Genomic DNA, 26,914 nt, shown 5'->3' with positions numbered 1-26,914 from the left:
TGACATAAGTAACGATAAAGGGGGTGAGAGTCCCCCTCGCCGAAAGCCCAAGGTTTCCTGCGCAACGTTCATCGGCGCAGGGTGAGTCGGCCCCTAAGGCGAGGCCGAAAGGCGTAGTCGATGGGAAGCAGGTTAATATTCCTGCACCGTGCAATACTGCGATGGGGGGACGGAGAAGGCTAGGTCAGCCGGCTGATGGTTGCCGGTTTAAGGGTGTAGGGAGATTTCTTAGGTAAATCCGGGGGATCAATTCTGAGACCTGATGACGAGTCTCCACGGAGACGAAGTGATTGATGCCAAGCTTCCAAGAAAAGCCTCTAAGCTTCAGGTATTGTGCGACCGTACCCCAAACCGACACAGGTGGGCAGGGTGAGAATCCCAAGGCGCTTGAGAGAACTCGGGTAAAGGAACTAGGCAAAATGGTACCGTAACTTCGGGAGAAGGTACGCCCCTGTTAGGTGAAGTGGCTAGCCCGCGGAGCCGAGAGGGGTTGCAGTGACCAGGCCGCTGCGACTGTTTATTAAAAACACAGCACTCTGCAAACGCGCAAGCGGACGTATAGGGTGTGACGCCTGCCCGGTGCCGGAAGGTTAATTGATGGGGTTATCTTCGGAGAAGCTCTTGATCGAAGCCCCGGTAAACGGCGGCCGTAACTATAACGGTCCTAAGGTAGCGAAATTCCTTGTCGGGTAAGTTCCGACCTGCACGAATGGCGTAACGATGGCGGCACTGTCTCTACCCGAGACTCAGTGAAATTGAATTCTCGGTCAAGATGCCGAGTACCCGCGGCTAGACGGAAAGACCCCGTGAACCTTTACTATAGCTTTGCACTGGACGTTGAACCGACTTGTGTAGGATAGGTGGGAGGCTGTGAAACGTGGACGCCAGTTCGCGTGGAGCCACCCTTGAAATACCACCCTGGTCTGTTTGACGTTCTAACCTCGCCCCGTGATCCGGGGTAGGGACAGTGCATGGTGGGTAGTTTGACTGGGGCGGTCTCCTCCAAAAGCGTAACGGAGGAGCACGAAGGTACCCTCAGCGCGGTCGGAAATCGCGCAATGAGTGCAAAGGCATAAGGGTGCTTGACTGCGAGACAGACACGTCGAGCAGGTACGAAAGTAGGTCTTAGTGATCCGGTGGTTCTGTATGGAAGGGCCATCGCTCAACGGATAAAAGGTACTCCGGGGATAACAGGCTGATACCGCCCAAGAGTTCATATCGACGGCGGTGTTTGGCACCTCGATGTCGGCTCATCACATCCTGGGGCTGAAGTCGGTCCCAAGGGTATGGCTGTTCGCCATTTAAAGTGGTACGCGAGCTGGGTTTAGAACGTCGTGAGACAGTTCGGTCCCTATCTGCCGTGGGCGTTGGAGACTTGAGGGAAGCTGCTCCTAGTACGAGAGGACCGGAGTGGACGTACCCCTGGTGTTCCGGTTGTGTCGCCAGACGCATTGCCGGGTAGCTATGTACGGACGGGATAACCGCTGAAAGCATCTAAGCGGGAAGCCCCTCCCAAGATGAGGTCTCCCTAGGCACTTGATGCCTCTAAAGGTCCGTTGAAGACCACAACGTTGATAGGCTGGGTGTGGAAGCGCGGTAACGTGTGAAGCTAACCAGTACTAATTGACCGTGCGGCTTGACCATATAACACCCAAATGCGTTGAGACAAAGACACCAACGATCACACCAAATTGCAGTGGGAGGCCGCAAAACCGCCTCCCGCCCCCAGTTTTCCTGGCGGCCATAGAGCAGTGGAACCACCTGATCCCATCCCGAACTCAGACGTGAAACGCTGCCTCGCCGATGTTAGTGTGGGGCTTCCCCATGCGAAAGTAGGTCACCGCCAGGGCCTTATCCCGAAACCCCCTCCACCAACAGGTGGCGGGGGTTTCTTCTTTGCGTCAACGAAAAGAGTTGCGCCAACGAAACAGCGATCACGCGTCCACTCACTATCGCGCGGCGTCGCTACAGGAGCGACCTGGATCGCGCGCGATCCAGGTCGATTGGCTCTAGACCTTGTGATGCTCCGCCAACCGGTTGCCCCAGACCTGTGCGGCCGAAATGACCTCGGTGGTGCTCAGGGTCAATGGAACGCCGTCCTTGATGACCTGGCGTCCTTGGATCCACACCTGGCGCACCTGATGGCGTCCGGCCGCATACACCAGATGCGATGCGGGGTTGTAGAGCGGTTGCGTGTGCGAATCGCGTAGGTCGAGCGCGACCAAATCGGCCGATTTTCCCGGTTCCAACGACCCGATCTCGTCCTCCAGTCCGAGCGCCTTGGCCCCATTGATGGTCGCCATCCGCAGTGCGGCATGGGCTGGAACGGCGGCTGCGGAGCTTGCGACGCCCTTGCCGAGCAAGGCCGCGGTGCGCATTTCTCCGAGCAGATTGAGGTCGTTGTTGCTGGCGGCCCCGTCGGTGCCGAGCGCGACGTTCACTCCAGCGCTCAGCAGCTTGGCGACCGGGCAGAAGCCGCTGGCGAGCTTGAGATTGGATTCCGGGCAATGCACGACATGGGCGCCGGTTTCCGCGAGCCGCTCGATCTCATCGTCCTCAAGCTGTGTCATATGAATGGCAGCCAGGGCGGGGCCGATCAGGCCGAGGCGATCGAGCCTGCTCATGGGACGCTCTCCATGATCACGCAACGATTGCACGATTTCGTCGTGCGTTTCATGCAAATGGAGATGGATCGGCACCTCCATCTCGTTGGCCAGGGTCCTGATGCGTTGCAGCGGGGCATCGGAAACGGCATAGGGTGAATGGGGCGCGAATGCGACCCGAACCAGCGGGTGATCGCGATACTGATCGTGCAGTGCCAGCCCCTTGGCGATGTAGTCGTCTGCCGATTCGGCATATCCGGTCGGGAAATCGACCACGATCATGCCGATGACCGCTCGCATTCCGGCCTCGGCGCTCACCTGTGCGGTGATCTCCGGATAGAAATACATGTCGTTGAAGCAGGTCACGCCGCCGCGCAACATCTCCAACACAGCCAGTCGGGTGCCGTCGCCGACGAAATGCTCATCGACCCAGCGCTTCTCCGTCGGCCAGATGTGATCGTGCAGCCAGGTCATGAGCGGCAGATCGTCAGCCAGACCACGCATCAGGGTCATGGCGGCGTGGGTGTGGGCATTGACGAGACCGGGGATGAGTGCGTGCCCTGGCAGCTCGATGACCTGCTCGGCCTGGACCGATCGTTGCGCCTCTTCATACGGGAGGACGGCCAGGATTCGACCGTCCGCGATGGCGACGGCATGGTCGGTCAACTGCCGGTTTTCGGAATCGACTGGAAGCACCCATTGCGCATGGATGAGGAGTTCGGCTTGCATCGCTCGGTCCTTTGGTTGTCGCTGCGAATAAGAGAGAATGCGCGGCAACATGCCATAAGGAGGCTTTGATGAAAACCACGATCCCGACCGTCCCCACCCCCGATGATGCCGCCGTCTGGTACGAGGGGCGTCTCTATCTCGCCGATCAGCGCATCCTGCCCGAGCGTACCGAGTTCATCGCCTACGATGTGGCGGCCGATGTCGCGGATGCGATTCGCGCGATGGTGGTGCGAGGCGCGCCGGCCATCGGCGTGGCGGCGGCCTATGGTGTCGTTCTGGCTGGGCGTTCGGCCTATGCGGCTGCGGCTGAGGGATGGAAGGCGGCGATCGAGTCCGATCTGGAGCGTCTGGCTGCCTCGCGTCCGACGGCGGTCAATCTCTTCTGGGCGATCCGGCGCATGCGTTCGCTGATCGACACATTGGATGCGAGCGATCCGACCGATCGTCTGCTTCAGGAGGCGCTCGCCATCCATGACGAGGACCGCGCAGCGAATCGGCGTCTTGGCGATCTGGGAGCGGAGTTGATCGTAGGGCCGACCAACGTCATTACCCATTGCAACGCGGGCGCGGCAGCAACGGGCGGCTACGGTACGGCGCTCGGCGTGGTGCGCAGTGCGTATGCTGCCGGCAAGATCCGTCGGGTCTATGCCGATGAGACCCGTCCCTGGATGCAAGGGTCGCGTTTGACCGCCTGGGAACTGATGCACGACGGCATTCCCGTGACGCTACAGGCCGATGGTGCGGCGGCTAGTCTGATGGCGACCGGAGGCGTTGGCTGGGTGATCGTCGGTTCGGATCGCATCGCGGCGAATGGCGATGTGGCGAACAAGATCGGGACCTATGGTCTGGCCGTCATGGCCAAATACCACGGGATCAAATTTATGGTGGCGGCGCCGACTTCCACCATCGATATGGAGATTGCCTCCGGCGCCGAGATCCCGATCGAGGAGCGTGACCCCGAGGAACTGCTGAGCTGTGGTGGGCGGCGCCTGGCTCCGGCGGGTTGCGACGCGCGCAATCCGGTCTTCGATGTGACTCCGGCAGCGTTGGTGGATGCCATCGTGACCGAGCGCGGTGTCGTTCTGAATCCGACGACGGAGAAGATGCGCGCCCTCATGGTCTGATGCTTGGTCCGCGTCGGGGCGGCGGCCCGCTGGGCCGCCGAGCCCAGGTGGCCGTTCGATGTATTGTGCCGACGTGCTCCAGTCGGAGGCTGTTCCGTTCCAGGTGTCAGGAGGAGATCGATTCGATGGCTTGTAGACGCTGTCAGAAAAATCCCATTTCATTCGAGGATGGTGGCGATCTGTTGCTGACCTGTGGCGTTCGAGAGCTGCTCGACAAGGTGGTCGGCGTGCTCGACGGGGCGGGTGTTCCCTATGCGCGGCAAGACATGGTCGTCACCTTGCCCGATGCCGATCTGGTCGGTCTGCTCGGATTTCTGCGTGATTCGCAAGCCCTCAATCCGCTTGAGATTCGCGATGTCTCGGCCCTTCAGATGCCGTCTGGGCAGCCATTGACCTTTCAGTCATTCACGCGGGCGCGGACCCTGCAAAGCTGGTTCGACTTGCTGGGTGCCCGCGACCTGCTTGAAGTCCTCGACCGCAAATCCTTTCTGTCCTGGTTTCAGCCCATTCTGAGTGCCGTCGATGGAACCTTGGTCGGTTACGAGGCGCTGCTGCGCGCCGAGCGCGAGGATGGGACGCTCATGTTCCCCGGCGAGATCTTTGAAAAGGCGAGTATCAGCGAACTCCTGTTCCAAGTGGACCGGCTCGCACGCGTCACCGCCTTGCGCGGTGCTGCCCAGCATGGTGTCGAGGGCCTGCTGTTCATCAATTTCGTGCCGACCGCCATCTATGATCCGACGCATTGTCTGCGCACGACGGTTCGTTGGGCGCGCAAGCTCGATTTCGATCCGAAGCAAATCGTGTTCGAGGTCATCGAAACGGAGAAGGTCCGCGACGTCAAGCATCTCAAGAAGGTTCTCGATTTCTATCGCGAGGTCGGCTACCGGGTTGCCTTGGACGATGTGGGCAGTGGCTATGCCTCGCTCAATTTGCTGGCCATGCTCAAGCCCGACATCATCAAGGTGGATATGGAGATCATGCGCAATATCCATCTCGACCGGAATCGACAGGCCATCTTCAAGGCGCTCGTCGGTATCGCGCGCGATCTGGGGATTCAAATTCTGGCCGAGGGGATCGAGATCCAGGACGAGTTGGCCTACGCGGTCGAGAATGGCGTCGATCTGGTTCAGGGCTATCTCTTTGCGCGTCCGGCGCCCGATATCATCGTTCCTGAGGTGCATGACTATTGGATGCGTGAGCCTGGGTCGCGCTGAGGTTTTCGGACTCGACCGATCGGGACAGATTCATGACCTCCGGCGGATCCCGCGAGGCAGTCGTCATCGCACCTGGCATCGCCTTTCGATGCCCCTCCCAGGCGTGTTAGACGTGCGTCGACAGGAGCGGTAGATGCCCTGGCGTGGTAGAATCGACCGGTTTAGAACAAGCCTGATTCGGCGTCGCTCCTGATACCGCGTCCGGTCCACCAAGTCGGTTCATCACGCCCATGCCAGATTTCGCTAGAGAAGTCCTGCCAATCAATCTCGAAGACGAGATGCGTCAGTCCTATCTCGATTACGCCATGAGCGTCATCGTGGGGCGCGCCTTACCCGATGTCCGAGACGGACTCAAGCCCGTGCATCGACGCGTACTGTTCTCCATGCACGAACAGGGTAACGTCTGGAACCGTGCCTATCGCAAGTCCGCCCGTGTCGTCGGTGACGTCATGGGTAAGTACCACCCGCACGGCGACTCGGCCATTTACGACACCATGGTGCGCATGGCTCAGCCGTTCTCCATGCGCTATCTGCTGGTCGACGGGCAGGGCAACTTCGGCTCGGTCGACGGCGATCCTCCGGCGGCGATGCGTTATACCGAGGTGCGCATGAAGCGCATCTCCGAGTCTCTGCTGGACGATCTGGACAAGGATACGGTCGATTTCATACCGAATTACGACAATACCGAGCATGAACCCTCGGTACTGCCGGCACGCTTCCCGAATCTGCTGGTCAACGGCTCCTCGGGTATTGCCGTCGGTATGGCGACCAACATCCCGCCGCACAATCTGCGCGAGGTCATCGACGCCTGTTTGGCGATCATCGACAACCCTCTGGTCACCATCGAGGAATTGATGGAGCTCGTGCCGGGACCGGATTTTCCGACCGCCGGCCTCATCAATGGGATACGCGGGATTCGTGAGGCCTATCGCACCGGGCGTGGTCGATGCGTCATGCGCGCTCGTACCACGACCGAGGTTCAGAAGCGTAGCGGACGCGAGGCCATCGTCGTCACCGAGCTGCCCTACCAGGTCAACAAGGCGCGCCTGCTGGAGCGGATCGCCGAGTTGGTCAAGGACAAGAAGATCGACGGCATCGCTCAGGACGGTTTGCGCGACGAGTCCGACAAGGACGGCATGCGCATCGTCATCGAGCTCAAGCGCGATGCCCATGCCGAGGTGCTGCTGAACAACCTCTATCAGCACACCCAGATGCAGCAGGTGTTCGGCATCAATATGGTCGCCCTGGTCGACGGCCAGCCGCTTACGCTCAATATCAAACAGACGCTGGAGTATTTCCTGCGTCACCGCCGTGACGTGGTGACACGCCGCACGCTCTACGAACTGCGCAAGGCGCGCGATCGGGCGCATGTCTTGGAAGGCTACGCCATTGCGCTGGCGAATATCGACGAGGTCATCGCCACCATCAAGGCGTCGGCCAGCCCTGCGGAGGCACGCGAGCGCCTGATGGAGCGCGCCTGGCTGCCCGGTGCCGTGATCGGCATGCTGGAGCGCACCGGTGCCGAGACGACTCGTCCGGATGATCTGGCGGCCGGTTTGGGCCTCTCGGACGACGGCTACCGTCTCAGCGAGCGTCAGGCCAAGGCGATTCTGGAACTGCAACTGCATCGTCTCACCGGGCTCGAGCAGGAAAAGATCCTCAAGGAGTTCGAGGAGATTCTGGAACGGATCGCGGCCTTGCTGCTGATTCTGTCCGATCCGGACCGTCTGATGGAGGTGATCCGCGAAGAACTGATCGCCGTGCGCGACCAGTTCGGCGACGACCGGCGCACCGAGATTCAGATCGACCATACGGATCTGACCCTGGAGGATTTGATCGCCCCGGAAGAGGTGGTGGTGACCCTGTCGCATCAGGGCTACGCCAAGGCCCAACCGATCAGCGACTATCAGGCCCAGCGACGTGGCGGTCGGGGCAAGAGCGCGACCTCCTTCCGCGAGGAGGATTTCATCGACCGCATCTTCGTCGCCAACTCGCGCGATACGGTTCTCTGTTTCTCCAGTCGCGGTCGGGTCTATTGGCTCAAGGTCTACGAGTTTCCGCAGGCCGGACGTGGAGCGCGCGGGCGGCCCATGGTCAATCTGCTGCCGTTGGAAGCCGACGAGCGCATCAATGCCATGCTGCCGGTACGCGATTACGAGGAAGGCTATTACGTCTTCATGGCCACCAGCGCCGGCACGGTCAAGAAAACCCCGCTTCAGGTGTTCTCGCGTCCGCTCTCGCGCGGCATCATCGCCATCGATCTGCGCGACGACGAATATCTGATCGGGGTCGCCATCACCGACGGCAACCAGGATCTGATGCTCTTCACCTCGGCCGGCAAGGCGGTGCGTTTCTCGGAGGATCAGGTCCGCGCCATGGGTCGCACCGCGCATGGCGTGCGTGGCGTTACGCTGAAAGAGGGCCAGGAGGTCATCTCGCTGGTCGTGCCAGAGCCGGGCACCGTGCTTAGCGTGACCGAGCACGGCTACGGCAAGCGCACCCGGATCGAGGAGTTCCCGACCAAGGGGCGCGGTACCCAGGGCGTGATCGGCATCAGCACCTCCGAGCGTAACGGTGCCCAGGTCGGGGCCGTGCTGGTTCGGCCTGGAGATGAGATCATGCTGATCACCGAAGGCGGGACCCTGATCCGCACCACGGTGGACGAAATCCCGACGGTCGGGCGCAACGCGCAGGGCGTCAAGCTCATCAATCTCGCCGAGGGCGAGCGATTGGTCTACGTCGAGCGTATCGTCGCCCTGGATGGCGACAAGGAAGAGGGCGAATCCGACGACGCTGTCGACACGGATCCGCAAGGTCAACCGGATCCAGGCGATCGAACGGGTCCGCAAGAGGGTGTCGATTCGGACACCGACGATTAACTGCAACCTCAATGGGGAATGTCAGAATGGGTCGCGTCTATAACTTCAGCGCCGGTCCGGCGATGCTGCCTGAACCGGTCCTGTGTCAAGCACGGGATGAGATGCTCGATTGGCAGGGAAGCGGCATGTGCGTGGCCGAGATGAGCCATCGTGGCAAGGAGTTCATGTCCATTGCCACTCAGGCAGAGGCCGATCTGCGTGAGCTGCTGAAGGTTCCCGACAACTACAAGGTGCTCTTTTTGCAGGGCGGGGCATCGAGTCAGTTCACCGCCGTGCCCATGAATCTGCTGCACGGCGGCGGTCGTGCCGACTACATCAATACCGGCTCCTGGTCGAAGAAGGCGATCGCCGAGGCGCGCCGTTTCTGCGAGGTCCACGTTGCCGCCGCCACCGATGACTGCAAGTTCACGCGCGCCCCGGCACAGGATGAGCTGAATCTCACCGAGGAGGCGTCCTACGTCCATTACACGCCGAACGAGACCATCGAGGGCGTGGAGTTTCCCTATGTGCCGGAGACCAACGGCAAGCCGCTGGTTGCCGACATGTCCTCGACCCTGCTGTCGCGTCCGATCGACGTCTCCAAGTTCGGGCTCATCTACGCCGGTGCCCAGAAGAACATCGGTCCCGCCGGTCTGACCATTGTCATCGTGCGTGAGGATCTCATCGGCCAGCCCATCACGGGCATTCCGACCATGTTCGACTACAAGGTCCAGGCCGACGCGGATTCCATGTACAACACGCCCCCGACCTATGCCTGGTATCTGGCCGGTCTGGTGTTCAAATGGCTCAAGGACATGGGCGGTCTGGAGGCGATGGCCGCCGTCAATGCGCGCAAGGCGAAGCGTCTCTACGATCTGATCGACGGCTCCGCTTTCTACAGCAATCCCGTCGATCCCCAGGCGCGTTCCTGGATGAATGTCCCCTTCACGCTGGACAATCCGGAGCTGGACGAACGCTTCCTCAAGGAGGCCAAGGCCGCCGGTCTCACCACCCTCAAGGGGCACCGGTCGGTCGGTGGCATGCGCGCGAGCATCTACAACGCCATGCCAGAGGCAGGGGTTGAGGCGCTGGCCGTTTTCATGCAAGAGTTCGAGCGCAGTCAGGGCTGACCGCTTCCCGTGTCGATATCCGCGTGTCCTCGCGAGTAAGGGGGCGCGTGGGCTCGGGCCGCCGCCTATCGCGGCTGCTATCGCCGAGCCAATGGTCTTGGTGCACAGTCGTCCTCGGTCGCCGGGGGCCTGAATCCATGCGACCGACGGTTCCCATCACTGGTTAGGATTGACGAGTCATGTTCAAGATCCAGACGTTGAATAACATCTCCGTGGCCGGGCTGGAGCGGCTTCCGCGCGCATCTTACGAGGTGGCATCCGAGATCAGTCATCCTGATGCCATCCTGGTCCGCTCGGCCAAGATGCACGACATGGAGATCCCCGAGACCGTCCAGGCCATCGGCCGTGCCGGCGCGGGAACCAACAACGTCCCGGTCGCGGCCATGACCGCGCGGGGCGTGGCTGTGTTCAATGCCCCCGGGGCCAATGCCAACGCAGTCAAGGAACTGGTGATCGCGGGCATGCTGATGAGCGCCCGCAACATCCCCCAGGCCTGGCACTTCGCCCGTGGACTGTCGGGCGAGGATGCGGCGATCAACGAGGCGGTCGAATCCGGCAAGAAGCAGTTCGGCGGATTCGAGCTGCCCGGTCGCACCCTCGGTGTGGTCGGGCTGGGCGCCATCGGTGTCAAGGTCGCCAATGCGGCGCGCGCCCTGGGAATGCATGTCGTCGGCTACGACCCGAGCATCACCGTGAACCACGCCTGGCAGCTGGAGCGGGACGTTCAGGCCACGCTCAGTATCGACGATCTGTTGTCGCGCTCCGATTTCGTCACTTTCCACGTGCCGCTCACCGACCAGACTCGGCACATGATCAACGCCGACCGTATCCGCATCCTGCCCAAGGGCGCCGTGCTGTTGAATTTCTCACGCTCCGGCATCATCGACGACGATGCCGTAGTGACCGCGCTGGATCAGGGGCATCTCTACGCCTATTGCTGCGACTTCCCGAGCAATCTGCTGAAGGACCATCCGCGCGTCATCACCCTGCCGCACCTGGGCGCCTCCACCAAGGAGGCGGAGGATAACTGCGCCATCATGGTCGCCGATCAGATTCGCGACTATCTGGAGAACGGCAATGTGACCAATGCGGTCAACTTCCCTGCAATCAGTCTGCCGCGCAACGGTGGCGTACGCCTCGCCGTCGTCAACAGCAATGTGCCCAACATGGTCGGCCAGATTTCGACCGACCTGGCCAATGCCGGACTCAACATCATCGACATGCTTAACCGCTCGCGCGGAGACATTGCCGTGACCCTCATCGACCTCGATCAACGCTGCTCGGACGAGACCCTGGCGCAGCTTCGAGGCATCGAAGGTGTGCTCTCGGTGCGCTGCCTCGACGGCTGAACGGGTTCATCGAACTATGACCACAGATACCAGGGGTGATGAGCTCGACGCGGTTCGTAGCCGGATCGACGCCATCGATCAGGAGATCCTAGCGCTCATCAGCGAGCGCGCGCGCTGCGCCCAGACGGTCGCGCACATCAAGACGGAATCCGACGGGCGGGCGGTGCAGTTCTATCGTCCGGAGCGCGAGGTTTCGGTCCTGCGACGCATCAAGGACGCCAATCCGGGGCCGCTCGAAGGCGAGGAGGTCGCGCGGCTCTTTCGCGAGATCATGTCCGCCTGTCTGGCCCTGGAACGTCCGCTCAATGCCGCCTTCCTCGGGCCTGAGGGGACCTTCACCCAAGCCGCCGCCATCAAGCATTTCGGACACTCGGTCGTCACCAAGGCGATGGCGACCATTGATGAGATCTTCCGCGAGGTCGAGGCCGGCGCCTGCGATTTCGGCGTGGTACCGGTCGAAAACTCGACCGAGGGCGTGGTCAGCCACACCCTGGATCTGTTCATGAGCTCGCCGCTGCGTATCACCGGCGAGGTCTCGCTGCGCATCCATCACCATCTGATGAGCAAGGAGACCGAGCTGGGCGCGATCCGCACCATCTATTCGCATCAGCAGTCGCTCGCTCAGTGTCGTGGTTGGCTGGATCGCTATCTTCCGCATGCCGAGCGCATCCCGGTCGGCAGCAACGCCGACGCGGCGCGCATCGTCGCGGGCGAGCCGGGTGCTGCGGCGGTTGCCGGGTTTCAGGCGTCCGAGATCTACGGACTTGAGGTGCTGGCCGAGCGCATCGAGGACGAGCCGGGCAATACCACCCGCTTCCTGGTGATCGGCAAGCAGGACTCGCCGCCGAGCGGACAGGACAAGACCAGTTTGCTGCTCTCCTGCCGCAATAAATCGGGCGGATTGCATGCCCTGCTGCTGCCGCTCGCGGCGCATGGGATCAGCATGACGCGCATCGAGTCGCGTCCCTCGCGACGTGGCATCTGGGACTATGTCTTCTTCATCGACATCATGGGCCACCGTCAGGATTTGCCGCTCGCGGCAGCCCTGGAACACCTCGAAAAGGACGCGCTGCTGTTCAAGGTGCTGGGTTCCTATCCGGTGGCCGTGTTGTAACCATCCAACCTAATCGAGCAGTTGAACCGCAAGGAACACAACAGACGCAAAGGATGTGAATCTGTTTCTCGGGCTGTGCTGCCGGATTTAGGCTCAACGAATTCGTGACCTTCAATGACCCAAGCTGAAAATCCTTTCCTCGATATCGCCGCGCCCTGGATCGCCGGACTGACGCCCTATGTGCCGGGCAAACCGGTCTCCGAGCTGGAGCGCGAGCTCGGCATCAGCAACTCGGTGAAACTGGCGTCGAACGAAAATCCGCTCGGCCCCGGCACCAAGGCGCGCGAGGCGATCGCCGCCTGTCTGGCCGAACTGGGACGCTATCCGGATGGCGGCGGTTTCGATCTGCGCCGTGCCTTGGCCGATCATCATCAGATATCGCCGGCCGCCATCACCATCGGCAATGGCTCGAACGACGTTTTGGACATCATCGCCCGTGCCTTTCTGCAGCCCGGTGTGGAGTCCGTCTTCTCCGAATACTCCTTTGCGGTCTACCCGATCGCGACCCAGTCGGTCGGGGCGACGGCGCGTGTGGCCAAGGCGCGCGACTTCGGCCACGATCTCGATGCCATGTCGAATCTGGTCAACGAACGCACTCGGGTGGTCTGGATCGCCAATCCGAATAACCCGACCGGGACCTGGCTCGCCGCCGATGAGCTGCGCTCCTTCATCGGTTCCCTGCCCAAGACCTGCGTCGTTGTCGTTGACGAGGCCTACACCGACTACGTCTCGGAGCCGGATTTCCCGGACGCCACGCACTGGGTCGAGACCTTCTCCAACCTGATCGTGCTTCGCACCTTCTCCAAGGCTCACGGGCTGGCCGCGCTCCGAGTCGGCTACGGCATCAGCGATCCGCGCATCGCCGACCTGCTCAATCGAGTCCGTCAGCCATTTAACGTCAATGCTCTGGCCCAGGCGGCGGCTGCGGCGGCGATCGCCGATCGTGACCACGTCCGTGCATCGGTCGAACTCAACCGTGCCGGAATGCAGCAATTGACGCAGGCCTTCGAGGAGATGGGGCTCGGCTATATCCCCTCGGTCGGCAATTTCGTCACGCTCGATCTGGGACGTCCGGCAGCCCCCATCAATGATGCCCTGTTGCGGCTCGGCGTGATCGTGCGACCGGTCGGAAATTACGGCATGCCCAACCATCTGCGCATCAGCATCGGTCTGGAGCAGGAGAACGCGCGCTTCATCGCGGCGCTCAAGGACGTGCTCGCCGCATGATCGAGCGCCTTGCCGTCATCGGGGTCGGACTGATTGGGGGCTCGTTGGCGCGTGCCCTGCGCCGGGAGGGCGCGGTCGGTGAGGTGGTGGGTTGCGGCCGCGCGCTGGCCAACCTTGAACAGGCCGTCGAGCTGGGCGTGATCGACCGTTTCACCCAGCGTCCCGAGGAGGCCGTTGCCGGTGCCGACATGGTCTTCGTGGCGGTTCCGCTGGGTGCGATGCGCGGCGTCTTCTCGGCGATCAGCGATCGTCTCGACCCTGGGGCCGTGGTGACCGATGGGGGCAGCGTGAAGGGGAGCGTGGTGGCCGACGCCATGGCGGCCTTCAAGGGGATTCCTCCGTCGTTGGTCCCCGGGCATCCGATCGCCGGGACCGAGTGCAGTGGTGTCGAGGCGTCCTTTGCGGAACTCTACGAAAACCGCCGGGTGATCCTAACCCCGTTGCCCGAGACGGACCCGGATGCGCTGGCTCGGGTGACGGCCATGTGGGAGATCTGCGGGGCCGAGGTGACCTGCATGTCGGTCGCGCACCATGACGAGGTGCTTGCCGCGACCAGCCATCTACCGCACATGCTCGCCTTCGGGCTGGTCGATTCCCTGGCGCGCATGCACGAGAACGATGAGATCTTCCGTTATGCCGCCGGCGGTTTCCGCGACTTCACCCGTATCGCGTCAAGCAATCCGGTGATGTGGCGCGACATCTGTCTCGCCAATCGCGAGGCCTTGAGTGCCATGCTTGCCCGCTTCGGTATCGAGATGACGGACCTGGCCGAGAGCATCCGCCGCGCCGATGGCGATCATCTGCTGGAGATCTTCGAGCGTGCCAAATCGGCGCGCGACCGCTATGTCGACAGCACGCGCTGACTCCGAAACGCGGTGCAGGACGTTACGGTAACGGTAGCGTTCGCAAGGGTGCCGCAACCCTGTCGAAGTCGGCCGGATTTACGTACTGGATGACGACATGTCCCTCGGGATCGCGGGCGAGGTCGACCCCGCGTGCGGGATAAAGCCAATGGACGATTCCGGTCTCCGGTTCCACCCGGCGTTCGTCGGGCGTGCCGAAGCGTTGCTCCAACAGGGCTTCGTCCAGTCTTGCCTTGGGCAGATAGCTGATGCTGCGGATCGGGCGCTCGGCCATGCGCTCGGCATCGACCGGGTCCAATTTGATCTTCTTGCCTCCGCTGCCGAGCTGGCTGATGCGCAGACCTCGATCGAAGGCCGCGTTCAGCGTTGCTGCGTCCACGTCCAGGGTCACGACGAAATTCGCCCTCAGTCGCCGGAGATAGACCTGCTCGAAATAGGCCTCGACGCTGTCGTTCGGCGGATTCCCCAGGGTGCGGAAGAGGCTCATCTCGCCGTCCTCGCCGAAGGTTTGTCTGACCTCCGCAAGAGTCGTCTCGCCCAAAGTGAAGCCGAAGACCTGCGTGTGTCCGTCTGCCGTCTGCTGAACCTGCCAGGGGAGACGCGCGATGCCGTCCTCGACCGGATCGGGCATGATCAGGAGCATGCCCACGAACCCGAGCGCGGCGGCGGCGAGGATGGAGAGGACGATGGTGCGATCCATGGTCTGAGGGTTCCCGAGAGGCGGGCTGGTCAGCAGGGAAGGAGGCCGGCGACGACCCGGCGTCCCTCCGAGACCAGGATGTTGTAGGTGCGGCAGGCCGCGCCTGTATCCATGATCTCGACCCCGATGCCGCGCGACAGGACGTCGCAGTAGACGGCCGGATCGGGAAAGACCTGATGCGTTCCCGTTCCCAGCACCATCACCTGGGGGGCGAGCGTCAGCAGCGTCTCCAGATGCTCGGTCGCGAACTCGGCGGGCGAGGGCGGCCCCCAGGGGGCGATGATGCGCTGTGGGCTCAAGGCGAGGCCCTGGCCATAGCGCCGGCCGTCGATTTGGATACCCTCGCGGCCATAGGCCTCGATCAGGTAACCGCTGTTTTTATCTGCCTCGGCGAATCTCATGTCGGCAACATACCCCATGCCCCCGGGAGCGAACAAGCGGGCAGGGAAGGGAGGCTGTGTGTAAAATCTCAGTCTTTCTCGTTACTACCGATTTCGGAAGCCCATGACCGTTCGCACTCGTTTCGCCCCGTCTCCAACCGGTTATCTGCATGTGGGCGGTGCCCGCACCGCGCTCTTCTCCTATCTCTATGCCCGTAAGCATGGCGGGCAGTTCGTGCTGAGGATCGAGGACACGGACCTGGAGCGTTCCACGGCGGAATCGGTCAACGCGATCCTGGAAGGCATGACCTGGCTCGGGTTGGACTACGACGAGGGACCCTTCTATCAGACCCAGCGTTTCGACCGCTACAATGCCGTCATCGAGGAACTGCTCGATAAGGGCCTCGCCTACCGCTGCGACTGCCCCAAGGAACGTCTGGAGAAGCTACGCGTCGATCAGATGGCGCGCAAGGTCAAGCCCCGCTACGACGGCTGCTGTCGCCATCGTCAGGTCGACCCCAATCAGCCGCACGTCATCCGCTTCAAGAACCCCGCCGATGGCGTGGTGGTCGTGGACGACCTCATTCGCGGTCGGGTGCCTTTCAGCAACGACGAACTCGACGACCTCATCATCCGCCGCAGCGACGGCGCGCCGACCTACAACCTGAGCGTGGTCGTGGACGACGCCGACATGCAGATCACCCACGTGATCCGTGGCGACGATCATCTGACCAATACCCCGCGCCAAATCAACATTTTGCATGCGCTCGGTTTCGAACCGCCGCGCTATGCCCATGTCCCCATGATCCTCGGCGACGACGGTGCGCGTCTGTCAAAGCGCCATGGCGCTGTGGGCGTCATGGCCTACCGTGACATGGGCTATCTCCCCGAGGCATTGCTCAACTATCTGATTCGCTTGGGCTGGTCGCACGGCGATCAGGAGCTTTTCTCGATCGAGCAGATGATCGAGTTGTTCGACATCGCCGATGTCAACAAGGCTGCCTCCAGCTTCAACACGGCCAAGCTCGATTGGCTCAATCAGCAATATCTGCAGCACGCGGAACCGTCGCGCATCGCCCGGCTTTTGAGCCCGCACATGGGCAAGCTGAACATCGATCCCTCCGAGGGGCCGGAACTGGCCGATGTGGTCACGGCTCAGGCCGCCCGCGCCAAGACCTTGGTCGAGCTGGCCGAGATCAGCGCCTTCTGTTACCAGGACTTCGATTCCTTCGACGAGAACTCGGCCAAGAAGCATCTGCGCCTGGTCGCCCGCGAGCCGCTGACGCGTCTTCGCGCCAGCTTCGAGATGATGGCGCACGAGGACTGGACGCCCGAAGGGCTCAAGCATGTCGTCGAACGGGTCGGCGAGGAACTGGAACTCAACCTGGGCAAGGTCGCCCAACCGCTGCGCGTCGCCATCGTCGGCCGCGCCGCCTCGCCCGGTATCGAGGAGACCCTGATGCTGGTCGGTAAGGAGGCCACGTTGCGCCGTATCGACAAGGCGCTGGCCTATATCGACGCGCGCGCAGCGGCGTCTTGATACTGTCGTCTGTGAACGCATTCCGTCCTCCTCATGGTGGGCGGGATGCGGATCGAGACGCGATCGGGGTCAGTGATCCCACATAACGTTCTCACCCTGGGCCGCTGCGGCGGTGAGTAGCTCGATCAGTGGAAGCGCGCGGTGTGCGAGGCTGACGTGCTGCGTCTCTTCGTTTTTGCTCGGGGTCGGTTCGGCTGGATCCAGGGCTGCCTCGGGATGCTCGGCGACGGCGGTTTTGAGGTGTTCGAGTGCGGCCGGGACGTCTTCGGCGAGCAGCGCGCCTGGCACGGCGCCGCTGTGTCCCATGAGTTTGATGAGGGCGACGGCAACGTCGCCGAACATGGTGATGGTGGCATAGGCCTTGGTTTCGAATTTAACCAGCATCTGTGTTCTCGTTTCTCTTCGGTGGTGAAGGTGTGTGGGCAGGATAGCGCACTCACCATCGGGTGATCGTCCTTTCGGTAAGGGCGGTTACATGAGTCGCGGTTGCCCACGACCCCCATATCTCGTGGATGAAATCGTCGCGCACGTCCGGCGGGTTCTTTCAATCGTCGTGGTAAACGCTAGAATGCGATGTTCATCGATTCACCATCCGCCCGAGACGCCCGAGAGACCATGACCGACGCCGCCGAGTCGCCACGCACCAATTTCATCCGCCAGATCATCGAAGCGGATCTGGCATCCGGCAAGCACGACCGGATCGCCACGCGCTTTCCTCCCGAGCCGAACGGCTATCTGCACATCGGACACGCCAAGTCCATCGTGCTCAACTTCGGACTGGCCCAGTCTTTCGGAGGGATCTGCAATCTGCGCTTCGATGACACCAATCCGATCAAGGAGAACATGGAGTTCGTCGAGTCCATCAAGGAGGACGTGCGCTGGTTGGGCTTCGATTGGGAGGATCGGCTCTATTTCGCTTCGGATTATTTCGAACAGCTCTATGGTTTCGCTGTCGAGTTGATCGAGAAGGGACTGGCCTATGTCTGCGAGCTGAACGCCGAGGAGATGCGCGCCTATCGCGGCACCCTGACCGAGCCCGGCAAGGACAGTCCGTACCGCGATCGTTCGGTCGAGGAGAACCTCGATCTGTTCAAGCGCATGCGCGCGGGCGAGTTCCCGGACGGTTCGCGCACCTTGCGCGCGCGCATTGACATGGCTTCGCCCAACATCAACTTGCGCGACCCGGTGCTTTATCGCATCAAGCATGGCGTGGTGCATCACCAGACCGGTAGCGCCTGGTGTCTCTATCCGACCTACGACTACACGCATCCCATCTCGGATGCGCTCGAAGGCATCACCCATTCGCTCTGCACCCTGGAGTTCGAGGATCACCGTCCGCTCTACGACTGGTGCGTCGCGAACGTCTCGGTGCCGAGCAAGCCGCGCCAGATCGAGTTCAGCCGGCTCAACCTCGAATACACGGTCATGAGCAAGCGTCGCCTGACCGATCTGGTCGGCGAGGGGCACGTCCAGGGCTGGGACGACCCGCGCATGCCGACCCTCGCCGGTCTGCGCCGTCGCGGTTATACCCCGGCCTCGATTCGCGAGTTCTGCGAGCGCATCGGTGTCACCAAGTCGGACAACCTGGTCGAGATGGCGCTGTTGGAGAGCGCGATCCGCGAAGATCTCGATGCCAAGGCGCCGCGTCGCATGGCGGTTCTGCGTCCGCTCAAGGTGGTGCTGACCAACGTTTCCGAGAACCAGCAGATGGAGGCCAGCAACCACCCCAAGGACGCCGCCATGGGGACGCGCTCCATCCCCTTCGGTCGCGAGATCTATATCGATCGCACCGATTTCGAGGAGCAGCCGCCCAAGGGTTTCAAGCGCCTCATTCCCGGTGGCGAGGTGCGTCTGCGCAACGCCTATGTTATCCGCTGCGAGGAGGTGGTTAAGAACGAGGCGGGCGAGATCCTCGAACTGCGCGCGAGCGTCGATCTGGACACGCTCGGCAAGAACCCCGAGGGCCGCAAGGTCAAGGGCGTCATCCACTGGGTGTCCGCAGAGCATGCGGTGAGCGCCGAGGTCCGTCTCTATGATCGGCTGTTCGGCGTCGCCACGCCGGGTGCCGGCGGGGCCGACTATCGCGAGGCGATCAATCCCGACGCGCTGCGCGTCCTCACCGGATGCATGCTGGAGCCCGCCTTGCGCGGTGCCGAGACCGGGGAGCGCTTCCAGTTCGAGCGCGAGGGCTATTTCGTCGTGGACCCTGACTCGACGTCCGAGCATCCGGTGTTCAATCTGACGGTCGGATTGCGCGATACCTGGGGCAAGGGTCGCTCATGATCCGTCGCGCGCGAGACGGATCGGATCCGCCCGAGACCCGGATACCAGTGCATGAGCGTCTGGTGGCGGATCTGGGCGTCCGAGTCTACGCCTCGTTCGTCTCTCCAAAGACCATCCTGCGGCGTTTTCGCACCGAGGCCGAGCGCGCCATCGCGCTCAGTGAGCGGCTGACCCCGGAACAGGGCGCCCGTCCAGTACGTATCCGCCGTTTTCCCGGAATCGAAAGCGACAGTCGCCACTGGTCGGTGTACATGACGCTCGATCATCTGGTGATGGTCAATACCGCCATCACCGCATTGATCCATGCCATCTGCTCCGATCGGCACCATGGGATCGAGATCCGGCTGGAGGACGTCAGGCCGCACCCGGATGCCGGCCCAGACCGCATCGAGGCCCTGGCGGTCCTGGTCGAGCGTTACGCGCATCAGATCGAACGCTTCGGTCCGCTGACCTCGCGCGGGCACTATGCGCATCCCTGGTTCGGCTCGCTGACCGCACGCCAGTGGCATGCCCTGGCCACCCTTCACAACCGCATGCACCGGGTCCAGATCGAGAAGATCCTGCGCCGCCTGGACTGACGTCACCTCAGGTTGAATCGATGCCCCTTTCCGATCCCTCGAACCTCGGCCCCGAAGCGCGGCAAGAGTCCCTGGAGCGCCTGCACGCTGAACTCGAACAGTGCCAACGTTGCTCCGGCATGTTCGGTCCGCCGGTCCATAGCCGCACGCTGCTGTCACCGGTGATGCTGATCGGCCAGGCTCCGGGCACGCGCGAGATCGAGCAGCTCCGGCCCTTTTGCTGGACTGCCGGCAAGACCCTGTTCGGCTGGTTTGCCAAAATCGGCTTGGATGAGAAGGCGATGCGCGAGCGCACCCTGATCAGTGCCGTCTGTCGCTGCTTTCCGGGCAAGAACCCCAAGGGCGGCGACCGGGTTCCGGACCGCGACGAGATCGCGCGCTGTCGCGGCTGGTGGACCGGCGAGATGCAACTGCTGCGGCCTCGCCTGATCGTGCCGATCGGCAAGCTCGCTATCTCCCAACTCATGGACTGCGATCGGCTCAACGATGTGGTGGGGCGTCAATGGCCCTATCGTTCGGAGGCAGGCTGGGAGGCCGACATCATCCCGCTGCCACATTCATCCGGGGCCTCCACTTGGTTCAAGATGGAGCCTGGCCGAACACTGCTCGCCGAGGCGCTCGGGCTGATCGCTGCCCACCCGGCCTGGCGCGAACTATTGGATGAATAGCTGCCAGCCTCCAGCCTCCAGCCTCCAGTTTCCAGCTTCCAGCTTCCAGCTTCCAGCTTCCAGCCTTTGGTCGTCAGCGGTGCGGTTGCGAGACCCCTTTTTCTTCATGTTCCAAACAGCAGCTGGCCGCAGGAGGCTGGTGGCTGATAGCTTTGCGACGACCCAACCTATGAATGCATCAACTCCTCCAATGGATCAGAAGCTCCTCCAAGACTTCTTTAGCAACGACCGTTTCGCCGCCTTCGTTGGGGTCGAATTGCTGGAGGCGGCGCCTGGCCGCGCGCGCGCCCGGCTGGAGATCGAAGAACGGCATCTGAATGCCGTGGGCGTGGCGCATGGCGCTGCCATCTTCAGCCTTGCCGATCTGGTCTTCGCCGTGGCTTCCAATTCGCACGGAACGGTCGCGCTCGGCGTCAACGTCTCCGTCTCCTTCATGAAGTCCGCGCGCAAGGGCATCCTGACCGCCGAGGCCGAGGAGGTCTCGATCAATCCCAAACTCGCCACCTATCTGATCCGCATCACCGATGAGGACGCGAATCTGATCGCGCTCTTCCAGGGGACCGTCTACCGCAAGCGCGAGGCGCTCATGGATCACATGCCGTCCGAGGGCTGAGGATGAACGCACCCCAAGAGACGAACCAAATTCGCTTCGGTCTCATCGTGATCGGCGATGAGGTGCTCAATGGGGCACGGACCGACGCCCACCTGGCCGCCTTCAAGTCGCGCATCCAGTCGCGCGGTCATGAACTGGCCTGGAATTGGCTGCTGCCGGATGATCCTGAGGTGCTGGTCGCGCATCTGCGCTTCTCGATGGCGCGCCCGGATCCGGTTTTCGTCTGTGGTGGGATCGGCGCGACGCCGGACGACCACACCCGCGACTGCGCGGCTCAGGCGGCCGGTGTCGCCTTGAGCCGGCATCCCGAGGCCGCTCGGCTGCTCGAGGAGAAATTCGGCGCGGAGGTCTATCCGAACCGCATCCTCATGGCGGACCTGCCCGATGGGTGCGACCTTGTCCCCAACCCGATTAACCAGATCCCTGGCTTCTCGCTCCATCACCATTGGTTCTTTCCTGGCTTCCCCAAGATGGCCTGGCCGATGGCCGAGTGGGTGCTGGACGGGGTCTTCGGTCGGGGCGAGCGGCTGTGCGAGGCCGCTGTGGTGGTGCGGGACGTTCCCGAAAGCCGTCTGATTCCGTTGATGCGTCGGCTTGGGGAGTCATTCCCGTCGCTCAAGCTCTTCAGCCTGCCGCACATGGACGAGGATCCCCATATCCTGCTCGGGTTTCGCGGTCATGGCGACTTGGATCAGGCCATGTCGGCCCTGCGTCGGGAGCTTGATCGGGAGTCGATGCGATACCAAGACCAGGATCCCGTGAATCCTCTCGGATAGGCGCGAGGCTGGCTGCTCGCGCGATTCTTTCGACCTGAGCGAGATCGTTCCGATCTGGCTCGATTAGCGAGTGCTCTTCATGAATCCGTTCGAGTTGCATCCCAGATTGAGCGCGGACACCTTCCGTCTGGCCGAGTCTGGGACGAGCGTTTTGCTGTTGATGAACAACGCCCTGCTGCCCTGGTTTATCCTGGTTCCCAAGACCGATCAGTGCGAGTTGCATCGATTGGATCAGGATCTGCGCCGCCGGGTGCGCGACGAGACCGATCGGCTCGCGGCCTTCGTCGAGCGCGAGTTCCAGCCGGACAAGCTGAATATCGCGACCATTGGCAATCTGGTCGAGCAATTGCACATCCATGTCATCGCCCGTTATCGCACCGATCATTGCTGGCCGGCTCCGGTTTGGGGCGTTCCGCAGCGGCGCGATTACGCGGCGTCAGAGGTCGAGCGTCTGAGGCTGCGGACCCTGGAATCGTTGGGGGAAGGTTTCGCTCCGCGCCTTGGAATCTAAGCGGCGCGCGGCCTGTCGGGTTAAGATCATGCCCGTCCTAATTGATTGCTGATCCCATTGGTCGAAGCTGGCCCGAATCCATCCACGAAGAGGTGTTCCGATGCGATACCAATCAGCCGAGGTCATTCCGGCGAACCCATGCGCCGCGAGTGTGCCATCTCATGGTACGGCGGTTCACGGCCGTCATACCTTGATTGGGTATGCCTTGATTGCTGGCATGCTCTGTGGGCTCTCCGCCTGTCAGCCGCAAGCCCCGCAGTCGGCCGCTTCGACTCCGCCTCCGGCGGTGATCGCGGTTCCGGCCAAGACCCAGCAGGTCGCCAATGAGTCGCAGTTCGTCGGGCGTGTGGTGGCCATCGACCGGGTCGATCTGCGTGCACGGGTCGAGGGCTTCCTCAAGGAGCGCCGTTTCGATGAGGGCCAGATGGTCGCCGAGGGCGATCTGCTCTTCGTGATCGAGCCAGATCAGTATCAGGCGGTCGTGGAGCAGCGCGAGGCCGATGTCGAGAAGGCCAAGGCCGATTCGCAGAACGCCGATGCTCAGCTCAAACGTGGCATGGAGCTCCTGGCCCAGAAGAACATCGCCAAGGCCAAGGTAGACGAACTCCAGGCCGCCGCCTCCGTGGCCAAGGCCAGCATCGCCCAGGCCGAGGCGGCGCTGACGGCGGCCAAGCTCGATCTGAGCTATACCAATATCCTTTCTCCGGTGGCTGGACGCATCGGTCTGGCGAGCCTCACGGTGGGGAATCTGGTCAGCCCATCCTCCGGTCCGCTGGCGACCATCGTGAGTCGCGATCCCATTTACGTCCAGTTCCCGGTCACCCAGCGCGAACTGCTGGATGCGAAGCGCGACATTCAAGAAAAGGGCGGCGATCCGAGCAAGATCGAGATCAAGGTCCGGCTTCCCGACAACAGCCTCTACGCCCATTCGGGCTATCTGAACTTCATCGATGTGACCACCAATCAGGGTACCGATTCGGTGACCATCCGCGCCGAGCTGCCCAATCCCGACGGCATCCTGGTCGATGGCCAGTATGTCGGCGTCGTGGCGCAGCGTGGTGCGCCCGAGTCGGCGATCATGATTCCGCAGTCGGCGTTGCAGCTCGATCAACAGGGGATCTATGTCCTCATCGTCGATGCTGACAGCAAGGCCCAGATGCGCCGCATCGAGACCGGGCCGACCAAGGGCGCCAATGTCGCCGTGACCAAGGGGTTGAGCGAGGGTGATCTGGTGATTACCCAAGGCGTGCAGAAGGTACGGCCGGGGCAGGAGGTCAAGGTGGCGCCCGCACAAACGGCGGGCGAGGGTACGGCATCATGATCTCCGATATCTTCATCGATCGTCCCCGACTCTCGATCGTCATCTCGATCGTCCTGACCCTGGCTGGTCTGATCGCCATCACCCAGATTCCTGTCGCGCAGTTTCCCGATATCGTGCCGCCCCAGGTTTCGGTCAGTGCCGTCTACCCGGGCGCGAGCGCGTCCGTGGTCGAGTCGACCGTCGCCCAGCCGATCGAGTCTCAGGTCAACGGCGTCGACAAGATGCTCTACATGAAGTCGTCCAGCGGCAACGATGGCAGTTATTCGCTGAACGTCACCTTCGCTCTGGGCACGGATCCGGACATCAATACCGTCAATGTTCAGAATCGCGCCAATCTGGCGCTGTCCCAGCTTCCGGAGGAGGTCACGCGCCAGGGATTGACGGTCAAGAAGAAGTCCACGGCCATGCTCCAGGTGGTGGCCCTCTATGCACCCAAGGGGGACTACGACGAACTCTTTCTGAGCAATTACGCCACCATCAACGTCATCGATACCCTCTCGCGCGTTTCGGGCGTGGGCGATGTCTTCCAGTTCGGCCCGCTCGATTACAGCATGCGAATCTGGCTCGATTCGGACAGTCTCACCGCGCTCGGTCTGACCCCGTCCGACGTGATTTCGGCCATTCAGAGCCAGAACGTCCAGGCTGCAGTCGGACGGATCGGCGCTCAGCCGATGACGCCGGATCAGCAGTTCCAGATCACGCTTCAGACCCAGGGGCGTCTGACCGACGTCGATCAGTTCGAGAACATCGTGATTCGGGCCAACCCGGACGGTTCGACCGTGCTGGTCAAGGATGTCGGCCGGGTCGAACTGGGTTCCAAGCAGTCCGACTCCGTCAGTCGTCTCGATGGCAAGGGAACGGCAGCTATGGCCATCTATCTGGCACCCGGCGCCAATGCGGTTTCGGTGGCCAACGGCATCAAATCGGCCATGGATAAGCTTGCGGAACGCTTCCCGGACGGGCTGGACTATGCCGTCGTCTACGACACCACCGAGTTCGTCACGGCGAGTCTGGAAAAGGTCATCCATACCCTGTTCGAGGCCTTCGTCCTGGTCATCCTGGTGGTCTTCCTCTTCCTCGGCAGTTGGCGGGCGACGCTCATCCCATTGATCGCCGTGCCGGTGGCCCTGGTCGGCACCTTCGCCTTCCTGCTCATGATCGGTTTTTCGGCCAATACCATCTCGTTGCTCGCCGTGGTGCTGGCGATCGGTATCGTGGTCGACGACGCCATCGTGGTGGTGGAGAACGTCGAGCGCATCATGGAGGAGGAGGGGCTGGCGCCGCGCGAGGCGGCCAAAAAGGCGATGGGCCAGATCACCGGCCCCATTCTCGCCATCACCCTGGTGCTGCTGTCTGTGTTCCTGCCGGTCGCCTTCATCCCCGGTATTTCTGGGCAGCTGTTCCAGCAGTTTGCGGCCGTGGTCGCCTTCTCGATGCTGATCTCGGCAATCAATGCCCTGACGCTGTCCCCGGCACTCTGCGCTGTTCTGCTCAAGCCCAGCCACAAGCGGGGAGTGATGGGCTACGTCATGGGCGGGATCGACCGGGTCCGCGACGGCTATGCCGCCGTGGTTCGCAAGCTGGTGCGTTTTTCGCTGCTGGTGCTGCTCCTGGTGTTGGGCGCGGGCGCGGCGAGCGGCTGGCTGTTCAAGACGGTCCCGACCGGCTTCCTGCCCGAGGAGGATCAGGGTGCCTTCATGGCGCAAGTCCAGCTTCCCGAGGGGGCCTCGGTCAACCGGACGCTGGAGGTGGTGAAGCAGCTCGAAAAGCTGATCGGAGCCGATCCCGCCGTCGCCCACGTTTTGACGGTGCCCGGATACAGCATCCTCGACGGCAGCGTGCAGTCCAACTCAGCAACCGTGATCGGCCGTCTCAAGCCCTTCGAGGAACGCACGACACCGGATCTGAAGGTGGATGCGGTCATCCGCCGCGTCATCGTGCAGACGGCGGGTATCCCGAGCGCGCGCATCATGCCCTTCAACCTGCCGCCGATCATCGGTTTGGGCACTGGCGGCGGTTTCGAGTATCAGCTCGAAGACCTTCAGGGTCGGACCCCGCAGGATTTGGCCGCAGCCATGCGTGGCATGGTCGTGGCCGCCAACCAGGATCCGGCACTGGCGCGGGTCTTCTCTACCTGGGCGACCGACAATCCACAGGTCTATCTCGACATCGACCGCGATAAGGCGCAGACGCTTGGCGTTAAGGTCAGCGACATCTTTACCGCCCTGCAGTCCACGCTAGGCGGCTACTACGTCAACGACTTCAACAAGTTCGGGCGTGTGTGGCAGGTCAAGATTCAGGGCGAGGAGAAGGATCGCAAGGCGTTCGGCGACGTCTATCGTATCCACGTGCGCAATGCCTCGGGCGACATGGTGCCGATTCGCGCGCTCATGTCGCCCGAACTCATCATGGGCCCGCAACTGCTGCAGCGCTACAACAACTACCGCAGCGTCACGCTCCAGGGCAGCCCGGCGCCGGGGAGGAGCTCGGGTGACGCCTTGGCGGCGATGGAACGTATCTCGGCCGAGACGCTGCCGAACGGCTTTGGGTATGACTGGACAGGTACCGCCTTCCAGGAGAAGGAGGCCGGAGGTAAGACGCCCATCGTGCTGGGTCTGGCCGTGCTGTTCGCCTATCTGTTCCTGGTCGGGCTCTATGAGAGTTGGTCGATGCCAGTGGCGGTGCTGCTGTCGGTCACCGTCGGCGTGCTCGGTGCCATGACGGCGCTTCTGATCGCGAACCTGCCGAACGACCTCTATGCCCAAGTCGGTATCGTGGTGCTCATCGGTCTGGCCAGCAAGAACGCCATCCTCATCGTCGAGTTCGCCATGGAGGAACGCGCATCCGGCAAGCCGATCATGGAGGCGGCGGCCACGGCGGCACGGCTGCGGATTCGGGCGGTGCTCATGACCAGCTTCGCCTTCATCCTGGGCCTGGTCCCGCTCGTCATCGCCAGCGGAGCGGGAGAGGCCAGTCAGCGCGGTGTGGGCACTGCCGTCTTCGGCGGTATGCTTGGGGCCTCGCTGATCGGCATCTTCCTGATCCCCATGCTCTATGTGGTGTTCCAGCGGTTGCGTGAGTGGTTCCACGGTGGACCAGCCGTGCGCGCGACGTCCGCTTCCGCCGAGAGCTGATCGGTCGCGCGAAAGCGCTGGCAAGGCGCCCCTTGGGGCGCCTTTTTTCTTGGGCGGCCCGTTCTAAGCTTTTCATGTCTCGGATGGGTCCGGCCATGCGGCTCGGGACCGATCGGGAACGAGAACAGTGTCGGCTCCATCCGCTCGGCGGTGGAGTGCAGGTGGAGTCCATTGGTGTCGCGAATCGCGACAAAACGAC

The 26,914-nt window shown here is 62.4% G+C and carries 21 protein-coding genes and 2 rRNA genes (1 of these 23 only partly in view); 19 read left to right on the top strand and 4 right to left on the bottom strand.

The annotated features are described in order from the left end of the window. Positions 1–1,644: ribosomal RNA gene (locus THIDRDRAFT_RS00275) — 23S ribosomal RNA — on the top strand (it extends 1,239 nt beyond the left edge of the window). An 89-nt stretch (positions 1,645–1,733) separates the two neighbouring features. Continuing rightward, positions 1,734–1,849: ribosomal RNA gene (rrf, locus tag THIDRDRAFT_RS00270) — 5S ribosomal RNA — on the top strand. Positions 1,850–2,009: 160 nt separating this feature from the next. Here the strand turns inward: rrf and THIDRDRAFT_RS00265 are convergent. Continuing rightward, on the bottom strand, positions 2,010–3,332 hold the full coding sequence (locus tag THIDRDRAFT_RS00265; protein WP_007038771.1) for a TRZ/ATZ family hydrolase: 1,323 nt from the start codon (positions 3,330–3,332) through the stop codon (positions 2,010–2,012). Between the two features lie 68 nt (positions 3,333–3,400). Here THIDRDRAFT_RS00265 and mtnA point away from each other — a divergent pair, with 68 nt between their 5' ends. From mtnA to THIDRDRAFT_RS00225, 8 genes are all read left to right on the top strand, one after another. After that, entirely contained in the window at positions 3,401–4,456 is a 1,056-nt protein-coding gene (gene mtnA, locus THIDRDRAFT_RS00260) for an S-methyl-5-thioribose-1-phosphate isomerase (protein ID WP_007038770.1), read from the top strand. A gap of 125 nt (positions 4,457–4,581) precedes the next feature. Continuing rightward, positions 4,582–5,670 (top strand): EAL domain-containing protein, encoded by a 1,089-nt coding sequence (locus tag THIDRDRAFT_RS00255; RefSeq protein ID WP_007038769.1) that lies wholly within the window; start codon positions 4,582–4,584, stop codon positions 5,668–5,670. 230 nt (positions 5,671–5,900) lie between these two features. Beyond that, positions 5,901–8,549: a DNA gyrase subunit A gene (gyrA, locus tag THIDRDRAFT_RS00250; RefSeq protein WP_007038768.1), complete on the top strand. Its 2,649-nt coding sequence runs from the start codon at positions 5,901–5,903 to the stop codon at positions 8,547–8,549. A 26-nt stretch (positions 8,550–8,575) separates the two neighbouring features. After that, on the top strand, positions 8,576–9,658 hold the full coding sequence (gene serC, locus THIDRDRAFT_RS00245; protein WP_007038767.1) for a 3-phosphoserine/phosphohydroxythreonine transaminase: 1,083 nt from the start codon (positions 8,576–8,578) through the stop codon (positions 9,656–9,658). A gap of 179 nt (positions 9,659–9,837) precedes the next feature. Further along, a complete protein-coding gene (locus tag THIDRDRAFT_RS00240) occupies positions 9,838–11,007 on the top strand; it encodes a phosphoglycerate dehydrogenase (RefSeq protein WP_007038766.1) in 1,170 nt (389 codons plus the stop codon). A gap of 16 nt (positions 11,008–11,023) precedes the next feature. After that, positions 11,024–12,121 carry a prephenate dehydratase gene (gene pheA, locus THIDRDRAFT_RS00235; RefSeq protein WP_007038765.1) on the top strand — a complete coding sequence of 366 codons (1,098 nt, stop codon included), beginning with the start codon at positions 11,024–11,026 and terminating at the stop codon, positions 12,119–12,121. Between the two features lie 114 nt (positions 12,122–12,235). Continuing rightward, entirely contained in the window at positions 12,236–13,348 is a 1,113-nt protein-coding gene (hisC, locus tag THIDRDRAFT_RS00230; RefSeq protein ID WP_007038764.1) for a histidinol-phosphate transaminase, read from the top strand. After that, positions 13,345–14,211, top strand: a complete 867-nt coding sequence (locus THIDRDRAFT_RS00225; protein ID WP_007038763.1) for a prephenate dehydrogenase — start codon at positions 13,345–13,347, stop codon at positions 14,209–14,211. The genes hisC and THIDRDRAFT_RS00225 overlap by 4 nt, the downstream gene beginning before the upstream one ends. A 22-nt stretch (positions 14,212–14,233) precedes the next feature. Here THIDRDRAFT_RS00225 and THIDRDRAFT_RS00220 read toward each other — a convergent pair whose 3' ends face one another. Next, positions 14,234–14,911, bottom strand: a complete 678-nt coding sequence (locus tag THIDRDRAFT_RS00220; protein ID WP_007038762.1) for a hypothetical protein — start codon at positions 14,909–14,911, stop codon at positions 14,234–14,236. A 29-nt stretch (positions 14,912–14,940) separates the two neighbouring features. Then, the gene (locus THIDRDRAFT_RS00215; RefSeq protein WP_040843558.1) at positions 14,941–15,312 is read right to left on the bottom strand and encodes an Mth938-like domain-containing protein; all 372 of its coding nucleotides are present in this window, start codon (positions 15,310–15,312) and stop codon (positions 14,941–14,943) included. Between the two features lie 103 nt (positions 15,313–15,415). Here THIDRDRAFT_RS00215 and gltX point away from each other — a divergent pair, with 103 nt between their 5' ends. After that, positions 15,416–16,831 (top strand): glutamate--tRNA ligase, encoded by a 1,416-nt coding sequence (gltX, locus tag THIDRDRAFT_RS00210; protein ID WP_007038760.1) that lies wholly within the window; start codon positions 15,416–15,418, stop codon positions 16,829–16,831. A gap of 69 nt (positions 16,832–16,900) precedes the next feature. Here gltX and THIDRDRAFT_RS00205 read toward each other — a convergent pair whose 3' ends face one another. After that, positions 16,901–17,215, bottom strand: coding sequence for a DUF1840 domain-containing protein (locus tag THIDRDRAFT_RS00205; RefSeq protein WP_007038759.1), 315 nt, complete (start codon positions 17,213–17,215; stop codon positions 16,901–16,903). A gap of 231 nt (positions 17,216–17,446) precedes the next feature. Between THIDRDRAFT_RS00205 and THIDRDRAFT_RS00200 the strand changes: the two genes are divergently transcribed. The 8 genes from THIDRDRAFT_RS00200 to THIDRDRAFT_RS00165 all read left to right on the top strand — a co-directional run bounded on the left by THIDRDRAFT_RS00200 (position 17,447) and on the right by THIDRDRAFT_RS00165 (position 26,715). After that, complete coding sequence (locus THIDRDRAFT_RS00200; protein ID WP_007038758.1) at positions 17,447–19,114, top strand: glutamine--tRNA ligase/YqeY domain fusion protein; 1,668 nt, start codon at positions 17,447–17,449, stop codon at positions 19,112–19,114. Then, entirely contained in the window at positions 19,111–19,692 is a 582-nt protein-coding gene (locus THIDRDRAFT_RS00195; RefSeq protein WP_007038757.1) for a hypothetical protein, read from the top strand. Before THIDRDRAFT_RS00200 ends, THIDRDRAFT_RS00195 begins: the two co-directional genes overlap by 4 nt. Positions 19,693–19,712: 20 nt before the next feature. Then, positions 19,713–20,360 (top strand): uracil-DNA glycosylase, encoded by a 648-nt coding sequence (locus tag THIDRDRAFT_RS00190; protein ID WP_007038756.1) that lies wholly within the window; start codon positions 19,713–19,715, stop codon positions 20,358–20,360. Between the two features lie 190 nt (positions 20,361–20,550). After that, entirely contained in the window at positions 20,551–20,973 is a 423-nt protein-coding gene (locus THIDRDRAFT_RS00185; RefSeq protein ID WP_007038755.1) for a PaaI family thioesterase, read from the top strand. Between the two features lie 2 nt (positions 20,974–20,975). After that, positions 20,976–21,749 (top strand): competence/damage-inducible protein A, encoded by a 774-nt coding sequence (locus THIDRDRAFT_RS00180; RefSeq protein ID WP_007038754.1) that lies wholly within the window; start codon positions 20,976–20,978, stop codon positions 21,747–21,749. Between the two features lie 79 nt (positions 21,750–21,828). Then, complete coding sequence (locus tag THIDRDRAFT_RS00175) at positions 21,829–22,260, top strand: HIT domain-containing protein (protein WP_007038753.1); 432 nt, start codon at positions 21,829–21,831, stop codon at positions 22,258–22,260. 100 nt (positions 22,261–22,360) lie between these two features. Beyond that, entirely contained in the window at positions 22,361–23,581 is a 1,221-nt protein-coding gene (locus tag THIDRDRAFT_RS00170) for an efflux RND transporter periplasmic adaptor subunit (protein WP_007038752.1), read from the top strand. Continuing rightward, positions 23,578–26,715: an efflux RND transporter permease subunit gene (locus tag THIDRDRAFT_RS00165; protein ID WP_007038751.1), complete on the top strand. Its 3,138-nt coding sequence runs from the start codon at positions 23,578–23,580 to the stop codon at positions 26,713–26,715. The genes THIDRDRAFT_RS00170 and THIDRDRAFT_RS00165 overlap by 4 nt, the downstream gene beginning before the upstream one ends. The last annotated feature ends 199 nt before the right edge of the window (positions 26,716–26,914 follow it).

Source organism: Thiorhodococcus drewsii AZ1 (genome assembly GCF_000224065.1).
Lineage (GTDB): Bacteria > Pseudomonadota > Gammaproteobacteria > Chromatiales > Chromatiaceae > Imhoffiella > Imhoffiella drewsii.
Note: the sequence above shows the minus strand (reverse complement) of the source record. Positions and strands in the feature narration are given on the sequence as shown.